The 18,368-nt window shown below is 68.2% G+C and carries 7 protein-coding genes; 4 read left to right on the top strand and 3 right to left on the bottom strand.

The window, feature by feature from the left end; all coding sequences use genetic code 11:
• Positions 1–11: 11 nt before the first annotated feature.
• Positions 12–2,489, bottom strand: coding sequence for a YfhO family protein (locus ACQPWZ_RS14955; RefSeq protein ID WP_433571580.1), 2,478 nt, complete (start codon positions 2,487–2,489; stop codon positions 12–14).
• A gap of 124 nt (positions 2,490–2,613) precedes the next feature.
• Between ACQPWZ_RS14955 and ACQPWZ_RS14950 the strand changes: the two genes are divergently transcribed.
• Both ACQPWZ_RS14950 and ACQPWZ_RS14945 read left to right on the top strand, forming a co-directional pair.
• Entirely contained in the window at positions 2,614–3,591 is a 978-nt protein-coding gene (locus tag ACQPWZ_RS14950) for a glycosyltransferase family 2 protein (protein WP_433571579.1), read from the top strand.
• The gene (locus ACQPWZ_RS14945; protein WP_433571578.1) at positions 3,588–4,004 is read left to right on the top strand and encodes a GtrA family protein; all 417 of its coding nucleotides are present in this window, start codon (positions 3,588–3,590) and stop codon (positions 4,002–4,004) included. Before ACQPWZ_RS14950 ends, ACQPWZ_RS14945 begins: the two co-directional genes overlap by 4 nt.
• A 76-nt stretch (positions 4,005–4,080) precedes the next feature.
• Here the strand turns inward: ACQPWZ_RS14945 and ACQPWZ_RS14940 are convergent, their stop codons facing one another.
• On the bottom strand, positions 4,081–6,015 hold the full coding sequence (locus ACQPWZ_RS14940; RefSeq protein WP_433571577.1) for a tachylectin-related carbohydrate-binding protein: 1,935 nt from the start codon (positions 6,013–6,015) through the stop codon (positions 4,081–4,083).
• Positions 6,016–6,046: 31 nt separating this feature from the next.
• A complete protein-coding gene (locus ACQPWZ_RS14935; RefSeq protein WP_433571576.1) occupies positions 6,047–7,966 on the bottom strand; it encodes a tachylectin-related carbohydrate-binding protein in 1,920 nt (639 codons plus the stop codon).
• Between the two features lie 257 nt (positions 7,967–8,223).
• Here ACQPWZ_RS14935 and ACQPWZ_RS14930 point away from each other — a divergent pair, with 257 nt between their 5' ends.
• Together ACQPWZ_RS14930 and ACQPWZ_RS14925 are read left to right on the top strand one after the other, a co-directional pair.
• On the top strand, positions 8,224–17,880 hold the full coding sequence (locus tag ACQPWZ_RS14930; RefSeq protein ID WP_433571575.1) for a polymorphic toxin-type HINT domain-containing protein: 9,657 nt from the start codon (positions 8,224–8,226) through the stop codon (positions 17,878–17,880).
• Positions 17,853–18,317 carry an Imm10 family immunity protein gene (locus ACQPWZ_RS14925; RefSeq protein ID WP_433571574.1) on the top strand — a complete coding sequence of 155 codons (465 nt, stop codon included), beginning with the start codon at positions 17,853–17,855 and terminating at the stop codon, positions 18,315–18,317. The genes ACQPWZ_RS14930 and ACQPWZ_RS14925 overlap by 28 nt, the downstream gene beginning before the upstream one ends.
• Positions 18,318–18,368: the final 51 nt, after the last annotated feature.

The following is an 18,368-nucleotide window of genomic DNA, read 5'->3' as shown; positions in this document are numbered from 1 at the left end:
CTGATGAACAGTCAGTGTGCCTGTTGGCGTGGAGAGTTGACGACGTCCGTGCCGGTGCGGGCGCCGTCGGCGCCGGTGTCCGTACCCGTGTCCGTGCCCGTGCCTGCGCCCGTGTCCGCGGCGGCGCCGGAGCTGCGACTGCGCATGCGCGTACGGAACCCGGGCAGCACACCCAGCGCGATGAGCGCCAGCAGTCCGGCCGATCCGGTGACCGCTCCCGCCTTCAGCCCGGGAGGCCGGAACGAGCAGTCGAGCGTCGTCGAGCCCTCGGTCAGCGGGACGGCGACGAGTCCGAGGTAGGAGCCCGCCGGCCTGCCGTTGCAGCTCCACCCCGCGATCCGGGGTGCGGCGAGCACGGCCGTCCCCCGGGTGCCGGGCGGCAGCTCGGCATGTACGCCGCTGTCCGTGACCCGCATCGACACCGCTCCGGTCGACGTCAGCTCCGCCACCGCGGCGCCGAGCTTCGCCCGGTCCAGACACCCCAGCGTCGTACGCGGGGTGCCCTTGCTGTAACTCACCTGAACGCCGGGGGAGTTCACCACGCCCAGCGAGGTGAGCGCGGCACGCCGCTTGGGCTGTCCGCCGCGCAGCGTCACCCACTGCGCGTCGCCGAGCCGGGCCTTACCGGTGTAGTTCGGTGCCCACAGGAAGACCTCGCTGCCCACCGGGCAGGCGCCGTCCACCGGGGCGCCGTAGACCGGGGAGCCGAGCAGCAGCTCCTGGTTGCGGAAGGGGTTCCACCCGTAACGGCCCTGCGGCTCGGCGGTCCGTACCGTCACCAGCGGCGGCGTCCGCTCCGCCCGGGTCGCCCGGGGGCGCTGCCCGGGGAGGGTGCGCACCCGCGCGCCGACGGAGAAGATCGCGTCGGTGACCGGATTGTCGAGGGACTGCACGCTGCGCCCGTTGGACGTCCAGCCGGCGCCGAGCGCGGCCAGCGTGCGCGTGAACACGTCCGGCGTGTGGCTGCTGTAGTACGAGCCGCCCTGGCCGCCCATCAGGACGGGGTCGTTGCCGGTGATCTGGTCACGGCCCACGTCGGTGCGGTACGCGGGCCAGCCGTCCGCCCCGGCCACGGCGGCCGCCCGCTCGCTGTGCTGCTCGCCCCAGGCCGGATAGTCGTCCAGCCTGCCGAGCCGCTGCCGGTCGGCGTACGCGGTGGTCGCCGCCGCCTGCCCGACCAGTGCGCCGCACAGCAGCAGGGCGGCGACCACGACGTACTTCCCGCGCCGGGCCAGCAGCAGACCGCCGAGCACCGCGGCGATCCCGGCCGCGAACAGCGGGAAGGTCCAGGCGGTGACCAGCTCGCTGGTGGACGCCCCGAGCGCGGCCAGCGCGACCACGGCGCCGCCGCCGAGCAGCGCCCGCCGCCCCGGCCAGTCGTACGAGAGGCAGATCCAGGCGGCGATGACCAGGATTCCGGCGAAGACGAAGGTCTGCCGGTAGGGGCTGCCGTTGGGTGTGGCGAAGACGTGCCACACCAGATGCGTCGGCGCCCACTGGAGGGACACCAGCGTCGCCGCCGCGAGCCCCGACCACAACAGGCGCTCACGCCGGGGGACCGCGCTGTTGAAGGCGAGCGCGCAGGCGAGGAGCAGTGCACCGCTGCCGAGGAAGACCGCGGGGGTGAAGAAGCTGTACGTCGCCGGCAGCGTTCGGGCGAACACATCGCCCCAGCCGGCGGGCGCGAACTGTTTCGTCCACCCCGGGTAGGCGTGTTTCGAGCCGAGGAAGACCGGGATCAGGACGGGCGTGGCCAGCGCGATCCCGAGGAGCACGGACCGCGCGGCACGCAGCAGCGCCCGTATCCGCTCACGCGCGTCCGCGTCCGACAGCAGCAGCCGGACCGCCAGCACCAGCGCGGCCCCGATGGTCGCCATGTAGGCGGTGTAGAAGTTGGCGACCCAGGCGACGGTGACGACGAGGGGCCCGAGGACCGGCCGCCGCGCCGTGCGCGCCCACTCACCGACCAGGCACAGCAGCGGGAAGGCGACGAGTCCGTCCATCCACATCGGGTTGTAGGAGGCCTCGACCACCGACCAGCCGCACAGGGCGTACGAGGCACCGAGCACCGCCGCCATCCACCAGCGCCCGCCCTTGTGCAGCGCGAACAGCAGCCACGTCATGGCCGCGGCGGCGGTGGCCATCTTCAGCAGCGTGACCACATAGACGGCCAGATCGATCTCGTCCCGCGGGAAGAGCCCGACCAGTATCGAGAAGGGGCTGGTGAGATAGGTCCCGAGGTCGGGCAGGAAGCTGGTGCCGTACCCGGACTGCCAGTTGAGCAGGACGCCGCCGTCGGCGCGGCCGTGCAGCAGATCCCACAGATGCGCGTGGAACGGGACGAACTGGTTGCCGAGGTCGTTCACGCTGCGAGTGCGGGGCCCGAACGGAAAGCTGCGGGCGACGGCGTCACCGGCGCACACGGCGCCCACGGTGATCAGCGCGGCGAGGGCGGCAGCGCGGCCGCGCACGGATTCCAAGGTCGACATGATGTCTCGAATATGCCAGCGTCGATCGTGAAAACATCCTGCGGGCGGCCCAGTTCATGCAATGGTCGCCCAGCCGTCATGTGGCGAATCCGCCGGCGACATTCGGGTGGGATGTTGTTCTTCCGTGCTGATCTCGATAGTTGTCCCGTGCTTCAACGAAGAGGAGATCATCGGCCGCTTCCACGACCATGTGACCGCCGAACTTTCCCTGCTGGGGCAAGAATTCGAGCTGGTCTATGTCGATGACGGAAGCCAGGACCGGACGCTCCCTCTCCTCGAGGAGATCGCCGAGGCCGACCCTCGTACCCGCTATGTCTCCTTCAGCCGCAACTTCGGCAAGGAGGCCGCGATGCTCGCCGGCCTCCAGCACGCCCAAGGCGACGCGGTGGTCATCATGGACGCCGACCTCCAGCACCCTCCGGAGCTGGTCAGGCGCATGATGACGCTGCACGAGGAGGGCTTCGACCAGGTCATCGCGCGCCGTACGCGCACCGGCGACCGGGTCACCAGGACCATCACCGCCCGCGCCTACTACTGGCTGATCAACCGGCTGGTCGACGTGGAGCTGGTCGACGGCGTGGGTGATTTCCGGTTGCTGTCGCGCCGTACCGTCGACGCCATTCTCGAACTCACCGAGTACAACCGCTTCTCCAAAGGCCTGTTCGCGTGGGTGGGTTTCCGCACGACGACCTTCAGTTACGAGAATGCGCTGCGTGAGCAGGGACGCTCCAAATGGAGCTTCGGAAAACTGCTCAACTACGGTCTCGACGGACTTCTGTCCTTCAACAACAAGCCGCTGCGGGCCGCCGTCTATCTCGGTCTCGTCCTGCTCACCCTCGCCATGGCGTATACCGCCTGGATTGTCGGTGTCGCCATGGTGAACGGCGTGGACACCCCCGGATATGTCACCCTGCTGGTGGCAGTCACCGCACTCGCCGGCGTCCAGATGCTGATGCTCGGGGTGGTCGGCGAGTACGTCGGCCGTATCTACTACGAGGTGAAGCGGCGGCCGCACTTCCTGGTGAAGGCCACCAACGCCGGCCTCCCGCGTGAGCAGGAGGGAGACCGGCCCGCACGCACGGGGGAGCTCGTAAGACGATGACGGTCCGGGGCCAGATGGTCAGATTCGCCCTGGTGGGAGCGGTGAACACCGGGACGTACTACGGCCTGTACCTGATCCTGCTGACCTGGCTGCCGTATGTCGCGGCGCATGTGGTCGCTTTCCTGCTGAGCATGATCGGGTCGTTCTTCCTGAGCTCGTACTTCACCTACCGCACCCGGCCGACCTGGCGGAAGTTCCTGTTCTTCCCGCTCACCAACGCGGCGAACTTCGTGGTCACGACGACGGGTGTGTACGTCCTGGTGGACGTGCTGCACTTCGCCACCCACTACGCACCGCTGATCTCGGCGGCGGCGGCCATCCCGATCACGTTCGTGGTCTCCCGGACGATCATGCTGCGTCCGGAGCCGGCGGGCCGGGAGCGGAAGCGGGAGCCGGAGCGGGTACCTCGCTGAGCTGTGCGACGGCGTGTACGGGGGCGGCGCGTGCGGGGGCGGCGGAAGGGCCGCCCCCGCGGTGGTGCCGTCGCTGTCAGCCGGCCGGCGGCGTGGGCAGCGAGCGCGCGCTGAACGCCGACGTCTGCTGCGCGGCGTAGAGGCGCGTCTGGTTGTCGGACGTGCGGAAGGAGTACGCCCAGGCAGGCCCGTTGCTGTTGGTGTACGTCAGCGCGGTCGGCTCGGTCGCGGACGTCTCGAAGCTCTCCTGCTTCCAGGTGCGCCAGACACCGGAAGCCTGCGTGGTCTCACCCGTGTTGTGGATGAAGTTGTCGTCCGCTCCCCTTGCGACGATCTCGGTGAGGCCCGTCAGCGGAGAGATCACCGCGCTCGGCGAGCCCTTGACCGTGAGGTCGCCGACCTGACTCCACTCGCTATACGCACCGCCCTCGGCGGGCTGCGCGGCGGTGACGACCTTGCCGTCGACGTCGGTGGCGAACAGGCGGATGCGGTAGCCGGGGTAGACGACCGCGGCCGGCGTGCCGGTGACGGCCCGGGTGCCGAGCGGGCTCCAGGCGGTGAGGGTGCCGTCCGCCGCGAAAAGGGCCGTGCTCAGCACACCCGACGCATTCCGGCCGAAGAGCTGGATCCCGTCGCGCACGGTCGCCGTGGTGAAGGACCCGGCGAAGCCGGAGCCGGCGAGCGGCATCCAGCCCTTCAGATCACCGTTGACCGCGGTCTGGATGCGGTACCAGGGCCTGCCGCCCGCGTCGGCGGCGAACTGCACCAGCAGCCCCGACGGCGTCTTCGCGGTCACCGCGTGCTGCGTCATCGCGCCGGCCAGATCGATCCAGGGCGCCCAGTCGGCACTGGACTTGGCGGTCTGGTTGAGCTGCGAGGTCGCACCGGAGATGTTGTGTCCGGTGACCACGACCCGGCCGTCGGCCTGTTCGGCGAGCGAGGGCGTCCCCGTGAAGGCCTCGTTGCCCGAGACGGTGGTCCACTGCACGCTGCCGGTGTCCGACGCGTCCGCCATCCGGCCGTGCACCAGCCGGCCGATGTTGTCGGTGTACGCGAACTCCAGCGAACCGGCGGAGGACTGCATCACCGACCCCCGGCTGTAGGACTCCTGGGTGAGCGAGGGCGCGGCCGGGGTGTGGTTCGCCAGGATGCGGCAGTTGTCGGGCGCGGCCATGACGTCCCGGAAGTTCTGCCAGCCGCTGCTGCCCACCTTGACCCGGGAGACCGGCCAGGTGCGGGTGTTCTCGTCGAAGCGGTAGTAGTACGCCTCGCCGTTGCTCTTCACGGTCGCGACCAGAGTGTCGCCGCCGTTGGAGGAGAGGGACTTGAACTGGTTCCAGTCGCTGGTGCTCACCAGGACGTGCCGCTCGATCCAGCGCTGGCTCGCGATGTCGTAACGGGAGCGGTAGAGCTTCCCGTCCGTCGCGGCCCGCCCGTAGAAGACCCCCGCGTCGACAGCGGTGATCAGGTTGTAGCGGTTCCACCCGTCGTCGTGCGCCTTGCTGATGCTGACGTCCCACGAGCCCGCAGCGGCGTTGTACTTGTACGCGCGCAGCACGCCGGCGTTGTCCACGACCCAGAACCAGCCGTTGCGGTCGACGGTGGCCTGGTCGCGATCGGCCGCGCCCGCGAGAAAGCCGAAGCTGCTGCTGACCTTCTTGGGGGCGATGTCCCAGGTGCCGGCGGCGTTGCGGTGGCCGTAGTAGAGGCCGTCGGCCTTGACCCCGTAGAAGGAGCCGTCGGGCCCGGCGAAGACGCGGGCGAAGTTGTTCCAGCCCGTCCCGATCCCGGTCGGCCCGGCGTAGAACGTGCCGCTGAGCGGCGTCTTCATCGTGTACTGCTGCAACGCCCCGGCCGCGGTCACGGCGAACGTCGGCCCGTTGGCGTCGCAGCTCGCGGCGTCGGCGGCGTGGGCGCTGCCGGGTATCGCGATGAGCAGGGGGAGGGCGGCCGCGGCCGCCGAGGTGATCGCGGCCAGGCGCCGGGATCTGTGCGCGGAATTCTGCGTCATGAATCGCCTTCTGGTCCGAGTGTCCGGTGGGTCACTTCACGGGAAGGGCGGGAAGCGAGCGCGCGCTGAACGACGCCTGCTCGGCGGTATAGAAGCGCACCTGGTTGTCGGGTGCGCGAAAGACGTATCCCCATGTCCGGTTCGCTCCGGCGCCGTACACAATCGCTGTCGGGTGGGTGGCCGAGACCTCTTGGCTCACCAACTTCCAGGAGCGCCATACTCCGGACGCCGGGAGGGTCTCGCCGGTGGAATGGATGTTGCCGTCCGTGCCGCGAACCACGATTTCGGTGCGGCCGGAAGGGGCGAGTACGGCACTCGGTGAGCCTGCTGCGCCGACCGTGTCGACCTGGGTCCACGCGGTGTAGGGGGCGCCGGGCGCTGACTGTGTCGTGGTGAGCACGTTGCCTGTGGTGTCCGTAGCGAACACGCCGATACGGAAGCCGGGATAGACCACCACGGCGGGTGCACCGGTGACCGTCTGCGCTCCGAGCGAGGTCCAGGCGGACAGGCTCCCGTCGTCCTTGAACAGGGCGGTGGACAGCGTGCCGTCGGTGTTCCTGCCGAAGAGCTGGAGACCGTCGCGTACCACGACGGGAGTCAGGGCCCCTGCAAGGCCCGAGCCGGTGAGAGGCATCCAGCCCATGAAGTCGGCGTTGACCGCGGTCTGGATGCGATACCACGGCCTGCCGCCGTCGACGGCGAACTGCACCAGCAGTCCACCGGCCGTCTTGGCTGTCACCGGGTGCTGCGCCATCGCACCCGCCTGGTCACTCCAGTTCGCCCAAGCGGCACTGGACTTGGCGGCTTGGTTGCGAAGCCACACACTGCCGGAGGTGTTGTGTGCGGTGACAGCGATGCGGCCGTCCGCCTGCTCGGCGAGCGAAGGCGTTCCTGAGAAAGCCTCTCCTTCGGAGAGGACGGTCCATGTCACGTTGTTGACGTCAGAGGAATCCGCCGCACGGCCGTGTGACAGCTGGCCGAGCGAGTCGGCGACGGCGAACTCCAATGTGTTGGCCGAGGACTGCATGACCGCGACACGGCTGTCTGCCTCAATGGTCAGCGGCGGCATGGATGGCGTGTGGTCCGCGACGAGGCTGCAGTTGTCCGGTCGGGAGGTCACGTTGGGGAAGTTCTGCCATCCACCAGCCGCAACCTGCTTGGCAAGGACCGGCCAGGTGCGCGTGTTCTCGTCGTAGCGGTAGTAGAGCGCCTCGCCACTTGTCTGGACCGCCACCAGGGTGTCACCGCCGCCCGCCGTGATGGTCTTGAAGTTGCCCCAGGCCGCGGAGCCGACGAGAACATGGCGCTCGATCCAGCGCTGGCTGGTGACGTCGTAGCGAGACCGGTAGAGCCGGCCATCGGTTGCGCGCCCGTAGAGGACGCCCTTGTCACCCGCGGTGATCAGGTTGTAGCGGTCCCAGCCCTTGTCCAGGATCTTGAGCGACTTCAATCCACCGCTCGTCCCGATCGTCGGGTCGTACCGGTACGCGTACAGCTGGCCGAGGTTGTCGGCCACCCACAGCCATCCGTCACGGTCGACGGTGGCCTGCTCACGGTCGGCGGCGTTCCCCAGCCAGCCCAGCGCTGTACTGATCTTCTTGGGGTTGATGTCCCAGGTGCCGCTGTCCGTGCGGTGGGCGTAGTACGTGCCGTCCGACTTGAAGGCGTAGAACTCGCCCTTGGGTCCCGCGAGCACCTTGCCGTAGGCCCCCCAGCCTGCTCCCGCTGTGCTGTATGCCGAGAACGTGGAACCGCTCAGCGGCGTCGCCATCGTGTACTGAAGCAAAGAGCCCACCGAATTGACCACATAAGTCTTGCCGTTGGGAGCGCAGGTGGCCGCGTCCGCTGCGTGCGCCGTGCCGGGCATCGCTATGAGAAGTGGAAGTACGGCTGCCGCGGCCGTGGTCGCGGCGATCAGGGTCCGCTGTCTCTGTCGGGTTGTGGAAGCCATGACGTGTTCCCTCGTTGTCGTTCCGTCAGATGAGCCTGTGAAGACGCCTCTTGAGGCTCCATCACGGAACCCCCCCTGGCGACGGAGAACAATACGGGTGATCACGGGCTCGATGATCACGAAAGGATAACGGGCGGGTGAATGGTGCACACATTCAGTCGACATGACCATCACAAACGGTCAGGATCTGACTGCTCTTTGACTTCTGTCCTGTGGGGGGACCGCCGGTGTACCGGAGACACGCGCGCACTTTTCTGATGACCAGGCTGCGCGGCAGCAATGTCGCGAAGGTCATCGGCGTCGCCGTCGCCCTGGTGATCGCCGTGAGTTCGCTCGCCGTCGCCGGTGTCGGCTTCCCCCTCTTCCCGGAGGCGCCCGCCGCCGCCAAGGGCCCTGGCCAGCGCTGGGGAAGTGCCGAGGGGCGCAGCCACCAGGCGGGCGGTCCCGGCAACAGCCAGGCCCCCGAGTCGATGCGGTCCAAGTACCCGCTGACGCAGCAGATGTCGGCGCGGCCCGCCGCCGGGCGGAACACCGCTGAGGTCGTCGCGCCGCCCGCGCCGAAGGTCAAGGGCTTCGACCGGAAGACCAGCCGGGAGATCCTCTCCGAGCGCGACGCGCGCAGCCGCACCTACGCCAACGAGGACGGCACGCAGACCAGCGAGCTTTCGACCACGCCCATCAACTACCGCGACAACAGCGGCACGTGGCGTCCGATCGACGCCGGCCTGGTCGAGCAGAACGGTGGCTGGGCCAACACCGCCGACTCCGTGAGCCTGCGCATCTCCGAGCGCGCCGACGCCCAGCAGCTCGCCACCGTCACCTTCCCCTCGGGTGAGTCCTTCGGCTACGGACTGAGCGGAGCAGCCGCTGCCAGGGGCAGCGCCGAGGGCAGCCACGTCGCGTACGACAGCGTCCTGCCGAGCACCGATCTGTGGCTCGACTCGCAGGCGGGCGGGGTCAAGGAGACCCTCGTCCTGCGCTCGGCGACCGCCCCCACCGGCTTCGTCTTCCCGCTCACGCTCAGCGGTCTCACCGCCCGCGCCGTTGACGGAACGATCGTGCTGGCGGACACCGAGGGCCGCACCAAGGCAGTCATCCCGGCCGGTTTCATGGAGGACGCGAAGGGCGCCGTCTCGCACGCCGTCCGCTACGAACTGATCCAGCAGGGCGGCGGCCAGGCCCTGAAGGTGACCGCCGACGCCGGCTGGCTCGCCGACCCGGACCGCGCCTTCCCGGTCCGTATCGACCCCTCCGTCGACACCACCGCGGCCTCCACCTCGATGTATGTCAGGAACGGCGGCGCCTCGGTCGTCGGTTCCAGTGAACTCCAGGTCGGCAAGGGCCCGAACGGTGCCACATACTCCTTCCTCGGCTTCCCGGGTCTCGACGAGGAGCTGCGGCGACACCGCATCTTCGGTGCGCAGCTCCAGGTCGTGAACTTCGACTCGGCCTCCTGCAAGCCGCGGGCCGTCTCCGTGCACCCGGTGACCGCGTCCTGGACGGCCGGGACCGGCACCTCCTACCCCGGTCCGGCGGTCGGCGGCTCGCTCGCCTCGAAGTCGTACGCGTATGGCCACATCGGCTTCGGCCAGTCCCAGTCCGCGTGCCCCGCCGCCGGTGAGCTGTACGACCTCGGCAAGGGCGGCCGCGACCTGGTGCAGCGCTGGGTGGACGGCACGCAGCCCAACTACGGTCTGTCCCTGCGTGCTTCGGCCTCCGACTCGCTCGCGTTCAAGAAGTTCACCGGTCACTCCACGGCCAACCCGCCGAAGCTGTTCGTGACGCACTCGCCCTACAGCGCCTCCTACTCCTTCCCCAAGCCCGTCCCCGACCCGCCCGTCCTCCAGAACCAGGCCGGCAAGGTCAAGGTCACCGTCACCAACAAGGGCGCGGAAACCTGGACGCCGGGCACGTACTACCTCGCGTACCGGGCCTACAACTCCAAGGGCAAGCTGGTCACCCAGCAGCGCGCTGGCAGCCTCCCCGGCAACCTCGCCTACGGGGCGAAGGCGACCGTCGACGCTACGATCAAGGCGCTGCCGCCGGGCACCTACATGCTCGACTTCACGATGGTGCGCCAGGGCGGCAAGGTCTTCACCGACGAGCAGGTGCCTCCGGGCCGCCTCACGCTCCAGGTCTTCGACATCGCTCCGGTGGTCAAGGAGCAGTTCCCGCCCAACGGTTACCAGGCGCAGACGCTCACGCCGCAGCTCTGGGCGGCCGGTGTCGACATCGACGCGCCGGCCGGGTCGCAGCTCCAGTACAAGTACGAGATCTGTGAGTCGGACAAGGACGGCAAGCCGACCGGCTGCACCACCTCCGCCTATCAGACGGCTTCGGCCTATCCGGTCCCGGCCGGGCGGCTGAAGTGGGGCAAGACCTATCTGTGGCGCGGCTTCGTGAAGGACGCCTCCAACGAGGTGCCGACCGCGCAGATCGCCCTGGTGGCGGCCGTTCCCCAGCCCGAGATCACCTCCCGCCTCTCCGAGGCGCAGGGCAAGGAGTTCGACCCCAATGTCGGCAACTTCACCAGCGCGGCCATCGACGCGTCGGTCACCAACGTGGGCCCCGAGCTGACCCTCGTGCGGACGTACAACAGCCTCGACCCGCGCCGTGACCTCGCCTTCGGTGCCGGCTGGTCCACCCGCTACGACATGCGGCTGACCGCGGACGACGACGGAACCGGCAATGTCCTCATCCGCTACCCGGACGGCCAGGACGTCCGCTTCGGCAAGAACTCGGACGGCACCTTCGCGCCGCCGCCGGGCCGCTTCGCCAAACTGACGTACGACGCGACCACCAGCACCTACAAGCTCCAGGACAAGTCCGGTACGACCTACGACTTCAGCTCGAGCGGCCTGCTGACGAGGATCACGGACAAGTCCTCCAACGTCGTCACCTACACCTACTCCAGCGGCAAGATCTCGACCGCGCTGCACGCCCGCAGCGGTCGCTCACTGACCTTCACGTGGACCGGCGCGCATGTCACCAAGGTGTCCACGAACGCCGTCAACGGAGCCCCGCTGAGCTGGACGTACACCTACACCGGCGATCTGCTGGACAAGGTCTGCGACCCCGAGGGCGGCTGCACCCAGTACACCCACGGCACGGGCAGCCACTACGGCACCACCGTCCTCGACTCCCGCCCCCAGTCGTACTGGCGGCTCGGCGAGGCGGAGGGCGCGGCGGCGAACAGCACCATCGAGGCCAACCTCGGCAAGGACCGCGGCACCTACACCAACGTCACCCTGGGTGCGGCCGGCGCCATCACCGGCGATCCCGGCACCGCCGCCGGCTTCAACGGCTCCACCTCACGCGTCGACCTGCCCACCGGCACCCTGAAGAAGAGCCGTGACGCGGCGGTCGAGGTGTGGTTCAAGACCTTCGCGGGCGGCGTCGGCGGACCGCTCGTCGGCTACCAGAACAAGGCGTGGGGCACGACGCCGACCACCGGTGTCCCGATGCTGTACGTCGGCACGGACGGCCTGTTGCGCGGCCAGTTCTCGACCGGCACCGTCGCCCCGATCACCGACATCACCAAGTACGTCAACGACGGCAAGTGGCACCATGCCGTGCTGTCCGCGTCCGGCTCCACGCAGACCCTGTACCTGGACGGCAAGCTGTCCGGAACGATCACCGGAAAGCAGCTGGTCCAGGGTGATCTGACGTACAACCAGATCGGCGCGGCCAACGCGACCACGCCTGCCTCCTGGCCGGGCTGGGGCGCCACCGTAGGCAAGTCCTTCGCCGGCACCATCGACGATGTCGCCGTCTACCACCACCCCCTCGGCACCGCCGCCGTCGCCGGTCACTACCGCGAGGGCAACCGCGCGTCGTCCGTGCTGACGAAGACGACCCTGCCGTCCGGACGCATCGCTTCCGAGGTGCAGTACGACACCTCCCGCGACCGTGTCGAGGAGTACACCGACCGCAACGGCGGCACCTGGAAGATCGGCACCCCCGCGGTCTTCGGCAACGACAAGGATCTGCGCCGCACGATCGAGGTCCACGACCCGCTGGACGCCCCGTACTTCTACGAGTACGACGGTATGACGGCACGCATGCTGCGACTGGGCGAGCCGATGGCGCTCGGCGCGCGCGAGCCCGCCACCCCGTCGCCGACCCCGTCCGGCACCGATCCGCCCGAGCAGATCTGCACCCAGCCCGACCCGGGTGACCCGGCCTTCTGCACCAATCCGCCCGGTGACGGCGGTGGCGAGCCGGACTTCATCCGGCACCCCGTCGACGGCGTGGCGATCAGGCTGTTCGAGTACGACGACAACGGCTACCAGACCGGGATCGTCAGCGAGAACGGTGACAAGGTCACCCTCGGGTACGACAACCGCGGCAATGTCACCAGCAGGAAGACGTGCCGGGCCAAGGACGACTGTCAGACGGCCTACACCACGTACCCGGCGGCAGCGGGCGACTTCGACCTGAGAGGCGACCAGCCGACCGAGACCCGCGACGGACGCTCGTCGGGGCCGACGGACAACCGCTTCCGCACGCAGTACCAGTACAACACCGCCGGTGCGCTCACCCTCCAGACCGCGCCCGACAACGGCACCGTCAAGCACACCTACACCACCGGCGCCGAGCAGGCCGTGGGTGGCGGCAACACCCCCACCGGTCTGCCGCTGACGACGACCGACCCCCGCGGCAAGATCACCCGCTATCAGTACTTCACCAGCGGTGACCTGGCACAGGTGACCCAGCCGTCGGGCGCGATCGTCAAGTTCACCTATGACACGCTCGGTCGCAAGCTCACCGAGACGGCAATCTCTGACGCGCAGCCGGCAGGCGTCACCACGACGATCGCTTACGACAAGCTCTCCCGCGTCACGTCCACCACCGATCCTGCTGCCACCAACGTGGTCACGCTGGGCAAGCACCAGCAGAAGACCGTCAGCACGTACGACGCCGACGGAAATGTGGTGCGCACAGAGGTCAGTGACGTGCTGGGCGGCGACGCCACCCGGGTCATGACGTTCGAGATCGACGACCACGGACGCCCGGAGAAGGCGATCGACGCCGAGGGCAGCGAAACGACGTACACCTACGACGTCCTCGGCAACAAGACGTCGATGGTCGACGCGGGCGGCAACAAGTTCAGCTACGACTACACGGCCCGCAACATGATGGCCGAGACGCGTCTGCACGACTGGGAGGACGACGGCGGCAACGACGACTACACGGTGCTCCAGTCGTACGCGTACGACATGGGCGGCCGCGTGGTCCGGCACACCGACTCCATGGGCCGGTCGCTGAGATACCAGTACTACGGCGACGACCTCATCAAGTCGATCACGCTCAAGGACTTCCGCAACCCGGACGGCACCAAGCGGGACATCGTCGTCGAGTCCAACACCTACGACGGCGCCGGGAACGTCCTCACGGAGACCGGCGACAACGGCAAGCTCGTCACGCAGTACACCTATGACGCGGTCGGCCGCCAGAAGACCGAGGTCACGGACCCGACCGGGCTCGCCCGCCGCACCACCTACACCTATGACCTGGCCGGCAACGTGGAGACCACCGCCTCCAGCGGCCAGCCCTCCAACGTGCCGTGGCCGACCGGTGTATCCGCCGAGACGGTCCGCTATGTCTACGACGACGCGGGCAACGCCAAGCAGGAGATCATCGAGAACGGATCCGACTCCCGCACCACGGCCTACGAGTACGACCAGCGTGGTCTGATCAAGGCGAAGACCGACCCGGCGGGCAACCGCACGGACTACGCCTTCGACGAGCTGGGCCGCCCCCTGTCGGTCACCGCGCCCACCGTTCAGACCGAGTCGAACGGTTCCGCGCCGATCGCATCGCGCCCCACGACCTACACCGGCTACGACACCTTCGGCGCCGTGACCGAGTCCGTGGACGCGCTCGGCAACACCAACCGCACGACGTACGACAGGCTCGGCCGAGCGGTCACCAGCACCGCTCCGTCCTACACGCCTCCCGGTTCGGCCGAGCCCGTAACGCCGACGACGACCAACGCGTACGACCCGCTGGGCAATGTCGTGGAGTCCACCGACCCGCTGGGCCGCGTCACCAAGTTCACGTATGACCGCCAGAACCGCATGACGGTCAAGGACGTACCGGTCGGCACCGGTGACGACCGCGCGCAGTGGAAGTACACCTACACGCGCACCGGTCAGGCGCTCACGGTCACCGACCCGAACGGCGCGCGGGCCGAGACGACATACGACGATCTCGACCGCCCCGTTACCACCACCCAGATCGAACGTAAGCCCGTCCCCGGGGCCTTCACCACGCGCATCGAGTACGACGACGCGGGCAACGTGGTGAAGCAGACCGCACCCGGCGGCGGTATCAGCAACTTCGCCTACGACTCGCTCGGGCAGATGACGCGGATGGTCGACCCGTCCGGTGTCGTCAGCCAGCTCGGCTACGACATGTCCGGTCGCACCGTGCGCGAGACCGACGGCCTCGGCCGCACCTCCGCCAAGCTGTACGACCGCCTCGGTCAGCTGATCGAGGACGCGGACCTGGACGCGACCGACGGCCAGCTGCGCAAGGTGCGTTACGGCTACGACAACGCCGGCAATCTCACCTCGTCGACGGACCCGCTGAACCGGGTCACGACCTTCGCGTACGACGGACTGAACCGGCTGACCGGTCAGACCGAACCGGTCTCGGCGACCAAGTCGATCACCACTTCCTTCGGCTACGACGCGCTGGGCAACCGCACGCGCTACACCGACGGCCGCGGCAACAAGACGATCTACACGGTCAACACCCTGGGCCTGTCCGAGTCGGTGATCGAGCCCTCAACCGCCCGGGACCCCTCGCTCGACGCCCGCACCTGGACGACGGCGTACGACAAACTCGGCCAGGCCGTGAAGCTGACGGCTCCGGGCGGTGTGGTCCGCGAGCGTGAGTACGGCAAGGCCGGCGAGCTGGTCCGCGAGACCGGCTCGGGTGCCGAGGTCGCGACCCCGGAGAAGACGTTCCGGTACGACTCGGCAGGGCGGCTCACCAAGGCATCGTCCCCGAAGGGCGACAACAGCTACGAGTACAACGACCGCGGTGCGCTGCTGAAGGCGGACGGCCCCTCCGGCAAGGCCGAGTACGAGTACAACAACGACGGCCAGCTCGTTTCCCGCACCGACGCTTCGGGCACGGCGAGCTTCAGCTACGTCAAGCAGCAGCTGAAGACGGCGACGGACCCGCTCACCGGGGTCGCGCAGAGCTACGGCTACGACAACGCGGGTGCGATCAAGCAGGTCAACTACGCTGCGGGCCAGTCCCGTTCGTTCACCTACGACGATCTGGGCCGGCTCGACACCGACACGGTGAAGAACAGCGGCGGCGGCACCGTCGCCGCCACCGACTACGGCTACGACTCCGACGACCACATGACGTCGAAGACGACGGTCGGCACCACCAAGGCCGGTGAGAACACCTACGACTACGACGACGCCGGCCGCCTCACGTCCTGGACGGGCGACGGTCAGACGACGCAGTACGACTGGGACGACAGCGGCAACCGGGTCAAGAACGGCGCCAAGACCTCGACGTTCGACGAGCGCAACCGGCTGCTGTCCGACGGGGACTACACCTACGACCACACTCCCCGCGGCACGCTGTCCAGCCGTACCAGCTCGGGTCTGACGGAGAACTTCACCTTCGACGCCTTCGACCGCATGACCAAGGCGGGCGAGTCGCAGACGCAGTACACCTACGACTCCCTGGACCGGGTGGCGTCCCGCAACGGCACGGACTTCAGCTACGCGGGCCTCGCCCCGGACCCGGTGAAGGACAACTCCTCCACCTACGGCCGCGGCGCGGCGGACGAACTGCTCTCGGTGGCGGAGGGCACCGGCCCGGCGCAGCTGACGGTCACCGACAAGCACGGCGACGTCGTCGGCGACATGTCCCCGACGAACGGCGCGGCCGCCTCACTCACCCGGTCGACGGCGTACGACCCCTTCGGCCAGACGCTGGGCACCGGCGATGTCACCGGCAACGCCGGCTACCAGGGCGACTACACGGACCCGGACACCGACCAGGTGAACATGGGCGCGCGCTGGTACGACCCGGGCACGGGAGCCTTCGACTCGCGCGACTCCTACACCTACGCCTCGGGCGCCTCGATCCTCGCCAACCGGTACACGTACGGCGCAGGTTCACCGATGGACTACACGGACCCGGACGGCCACTGGCCGAGCTGCGGCTGGTGCAAGAAGGCCGGCAACTGGGTCGCCAAGAAGGCCTCCCAGGGCGCGAGCTACGTCTACAAGGGCGCCCGTGCGGTCAAGAACGCCGTGGTCTACGCCGTCCGCCACCCGGGCGCGGCCCTGAGGAACACCCTCAACTTCGTCGGCAAGGCCGCGAGCTGGGCATACCGGAAGTCGGGCCTCAAGACGGTCGTCGACAATGTGGTGCGAGCGGCGAAATGGGTCGGCCAGAAGACGGGCTTCACCCAATGGGCCCGAGAAAAGGCTGCACAGGCCCGCAAGGCGGCCTACCAGGCCAAGGTCTACGTCACCCAGAAGGCCAAGGCGGCGGCGTCCTACGTCGCCAAGCACAACCCGATCCCGGAGATCGTCGCCGCGACGAAGCCGCTGCTGGCGGTCGCCAAGGCGATCGTCACCGCCGACCCGAACCTCCCGGCGATCCTGGTCAGCGCAACGCGGGACGTGATCGCGGACGTCGCGAAGGTGACGAACGCGATCCGCGACGCGGTGGTCGAGCAGGTCGGCAGTGTCGTGGAGACGGTCACCAACGCGGTGGACTGGGGCGCGGTCTGGGAGGGCGTGAAGACCGTCGGCAACGTGGTCGGCGAGGTCACGGGCTTCAACGACATCAAGAACTGCGTGACCAAGGGCGACATGGAGGCCTGCGCCTGGGCGGTCGCGACGGTGGCGGGGCTGGCACTCGGCGGCGCGGGAGCGGGCCTGGTCCGGGCGGCGAAGGCCGGCCGGATGATGTCGAAGGCGGCGAAGTACGCGGACGACATCGGCAAGGCCGCGAACAAGGTCGAGGAGACGGTCGACAAGGTCGAGACGGCGGTGGAGTGCGCGAGCACGGCCGCGGATGTCGCATCGCTGGCCTCGGGTAACAGCTTCACCGCGGGCACGAAGGTGGTGATGGCCGACGGCACCCGTAAACCGATCGAGGAGATCAAGCCCGGGGAGTCGGTTCTCGCGACGGACCCGACGACGGGGGAGACCTCGAACCAAGAGGTCACGGACACGATCAAGGGCAAGGGCCTCAAGAAGCTCGTCAAGCTCACTGTCGACACTGACGGCGACAAGGGCGAAGCGACGGACACGATCACCGCCACGGCGGGCCACCCGTTCTGGGTCCCGTCCCTGAAGAAGTGGCTCAAGGCCGGCGAACTCAAGCCGGGCCAGTGGCTCCAGACGGGCGCGGGCTCGTGGGTCCAGGTGGACGCGGTCCAGGCGTGGACGCAGCAGGCGGCGGTCTACAACCTCACCGTCGACTCGACGCACACGTACTATGTGCTGGCGGGGGCCACACCGGTCCTTGTCCATAACACTGGTGGCAACGGGCACATGTGCGATATCTCCGTGGCTTCGTCGGATGGCAGCACGAGTAATATCTCGCTGGAGAGTGGAGATATGACGCCCGAAGAGGCTGCTCTCGGGTATCCCAATAACTCGGCTTTCACGCACACGGAGCACCGATTCTCGCGTATGGCGGGCGCTTCAACAGGACCGAAGGTTTCACTCCCGAATGACCCCTTCGCTGGCAAGTTCCCGTTGAGCGCTGGCGACTCGGTTAGGATGCAAGGCCAACTCCCCCCTTGCTCGCGATGCAAGGGCGCGATGAACCGCATGGTCAACGAGTTGGGAGTTTCGGTTACGTATGAATGGTCCGGCGCCAAGGGGGCTGGGTCATGGACGGCTGGAAGGAGGAGGCGCTAATGATGAGATTGACTGCCTCGGAGGTTGGTTTCTTCGAGGACTACGAGGACGAAGAGGCCCTTGAGGTGGGACTTGCCGGAGTGGATGAGGCCGGCGCCCCGCGATCGTTCTCAATTCAGCGGTCCACGTATGAGCCTGATGAGCAGGAAATCCAGTCTGGAATGGATTCCTATAACGTCTCCACTGAGCGAGGCTTTACCGTTTACGGTTGCCTTCGGAGCGTGCGGCTTTCCAATCTTGTTCTCGCGCTGGAATTTACTGCCGAGGATGCAGAGATCCTTGAGATCTCGACGCCTGTTGAAGTGAACCTGAGCGAAGCCCAGGTTGATGAAGGAAATCTGTCTCGGAAGCTTCGTGAGATCCTCGACTGGGGCTCTCTTGAGAAGCGGCCGGAGTTGGTTGGCCTGGAGGGGCCGGAACCTGCCACCGATGTGTAGGCGACGCTAATCGAGGACTTCCCGTTAGGTAATTCCTAATGGGAGGTTGAG

The sequence above is a fragment of the Streptomyces sp. CA-251247 genome (assembly GCF_050952975.1).
GTDB classification, from domain to species: Bacteria; Actinomycetota; Actinomycetes; order Streptomycetales; family Streptomycetaceae; genus Streptomyces; species Streptomyces achmelvichensis.
This window is presented reverse-complemented; position numbering and strand designations above follow the sequence as displayed.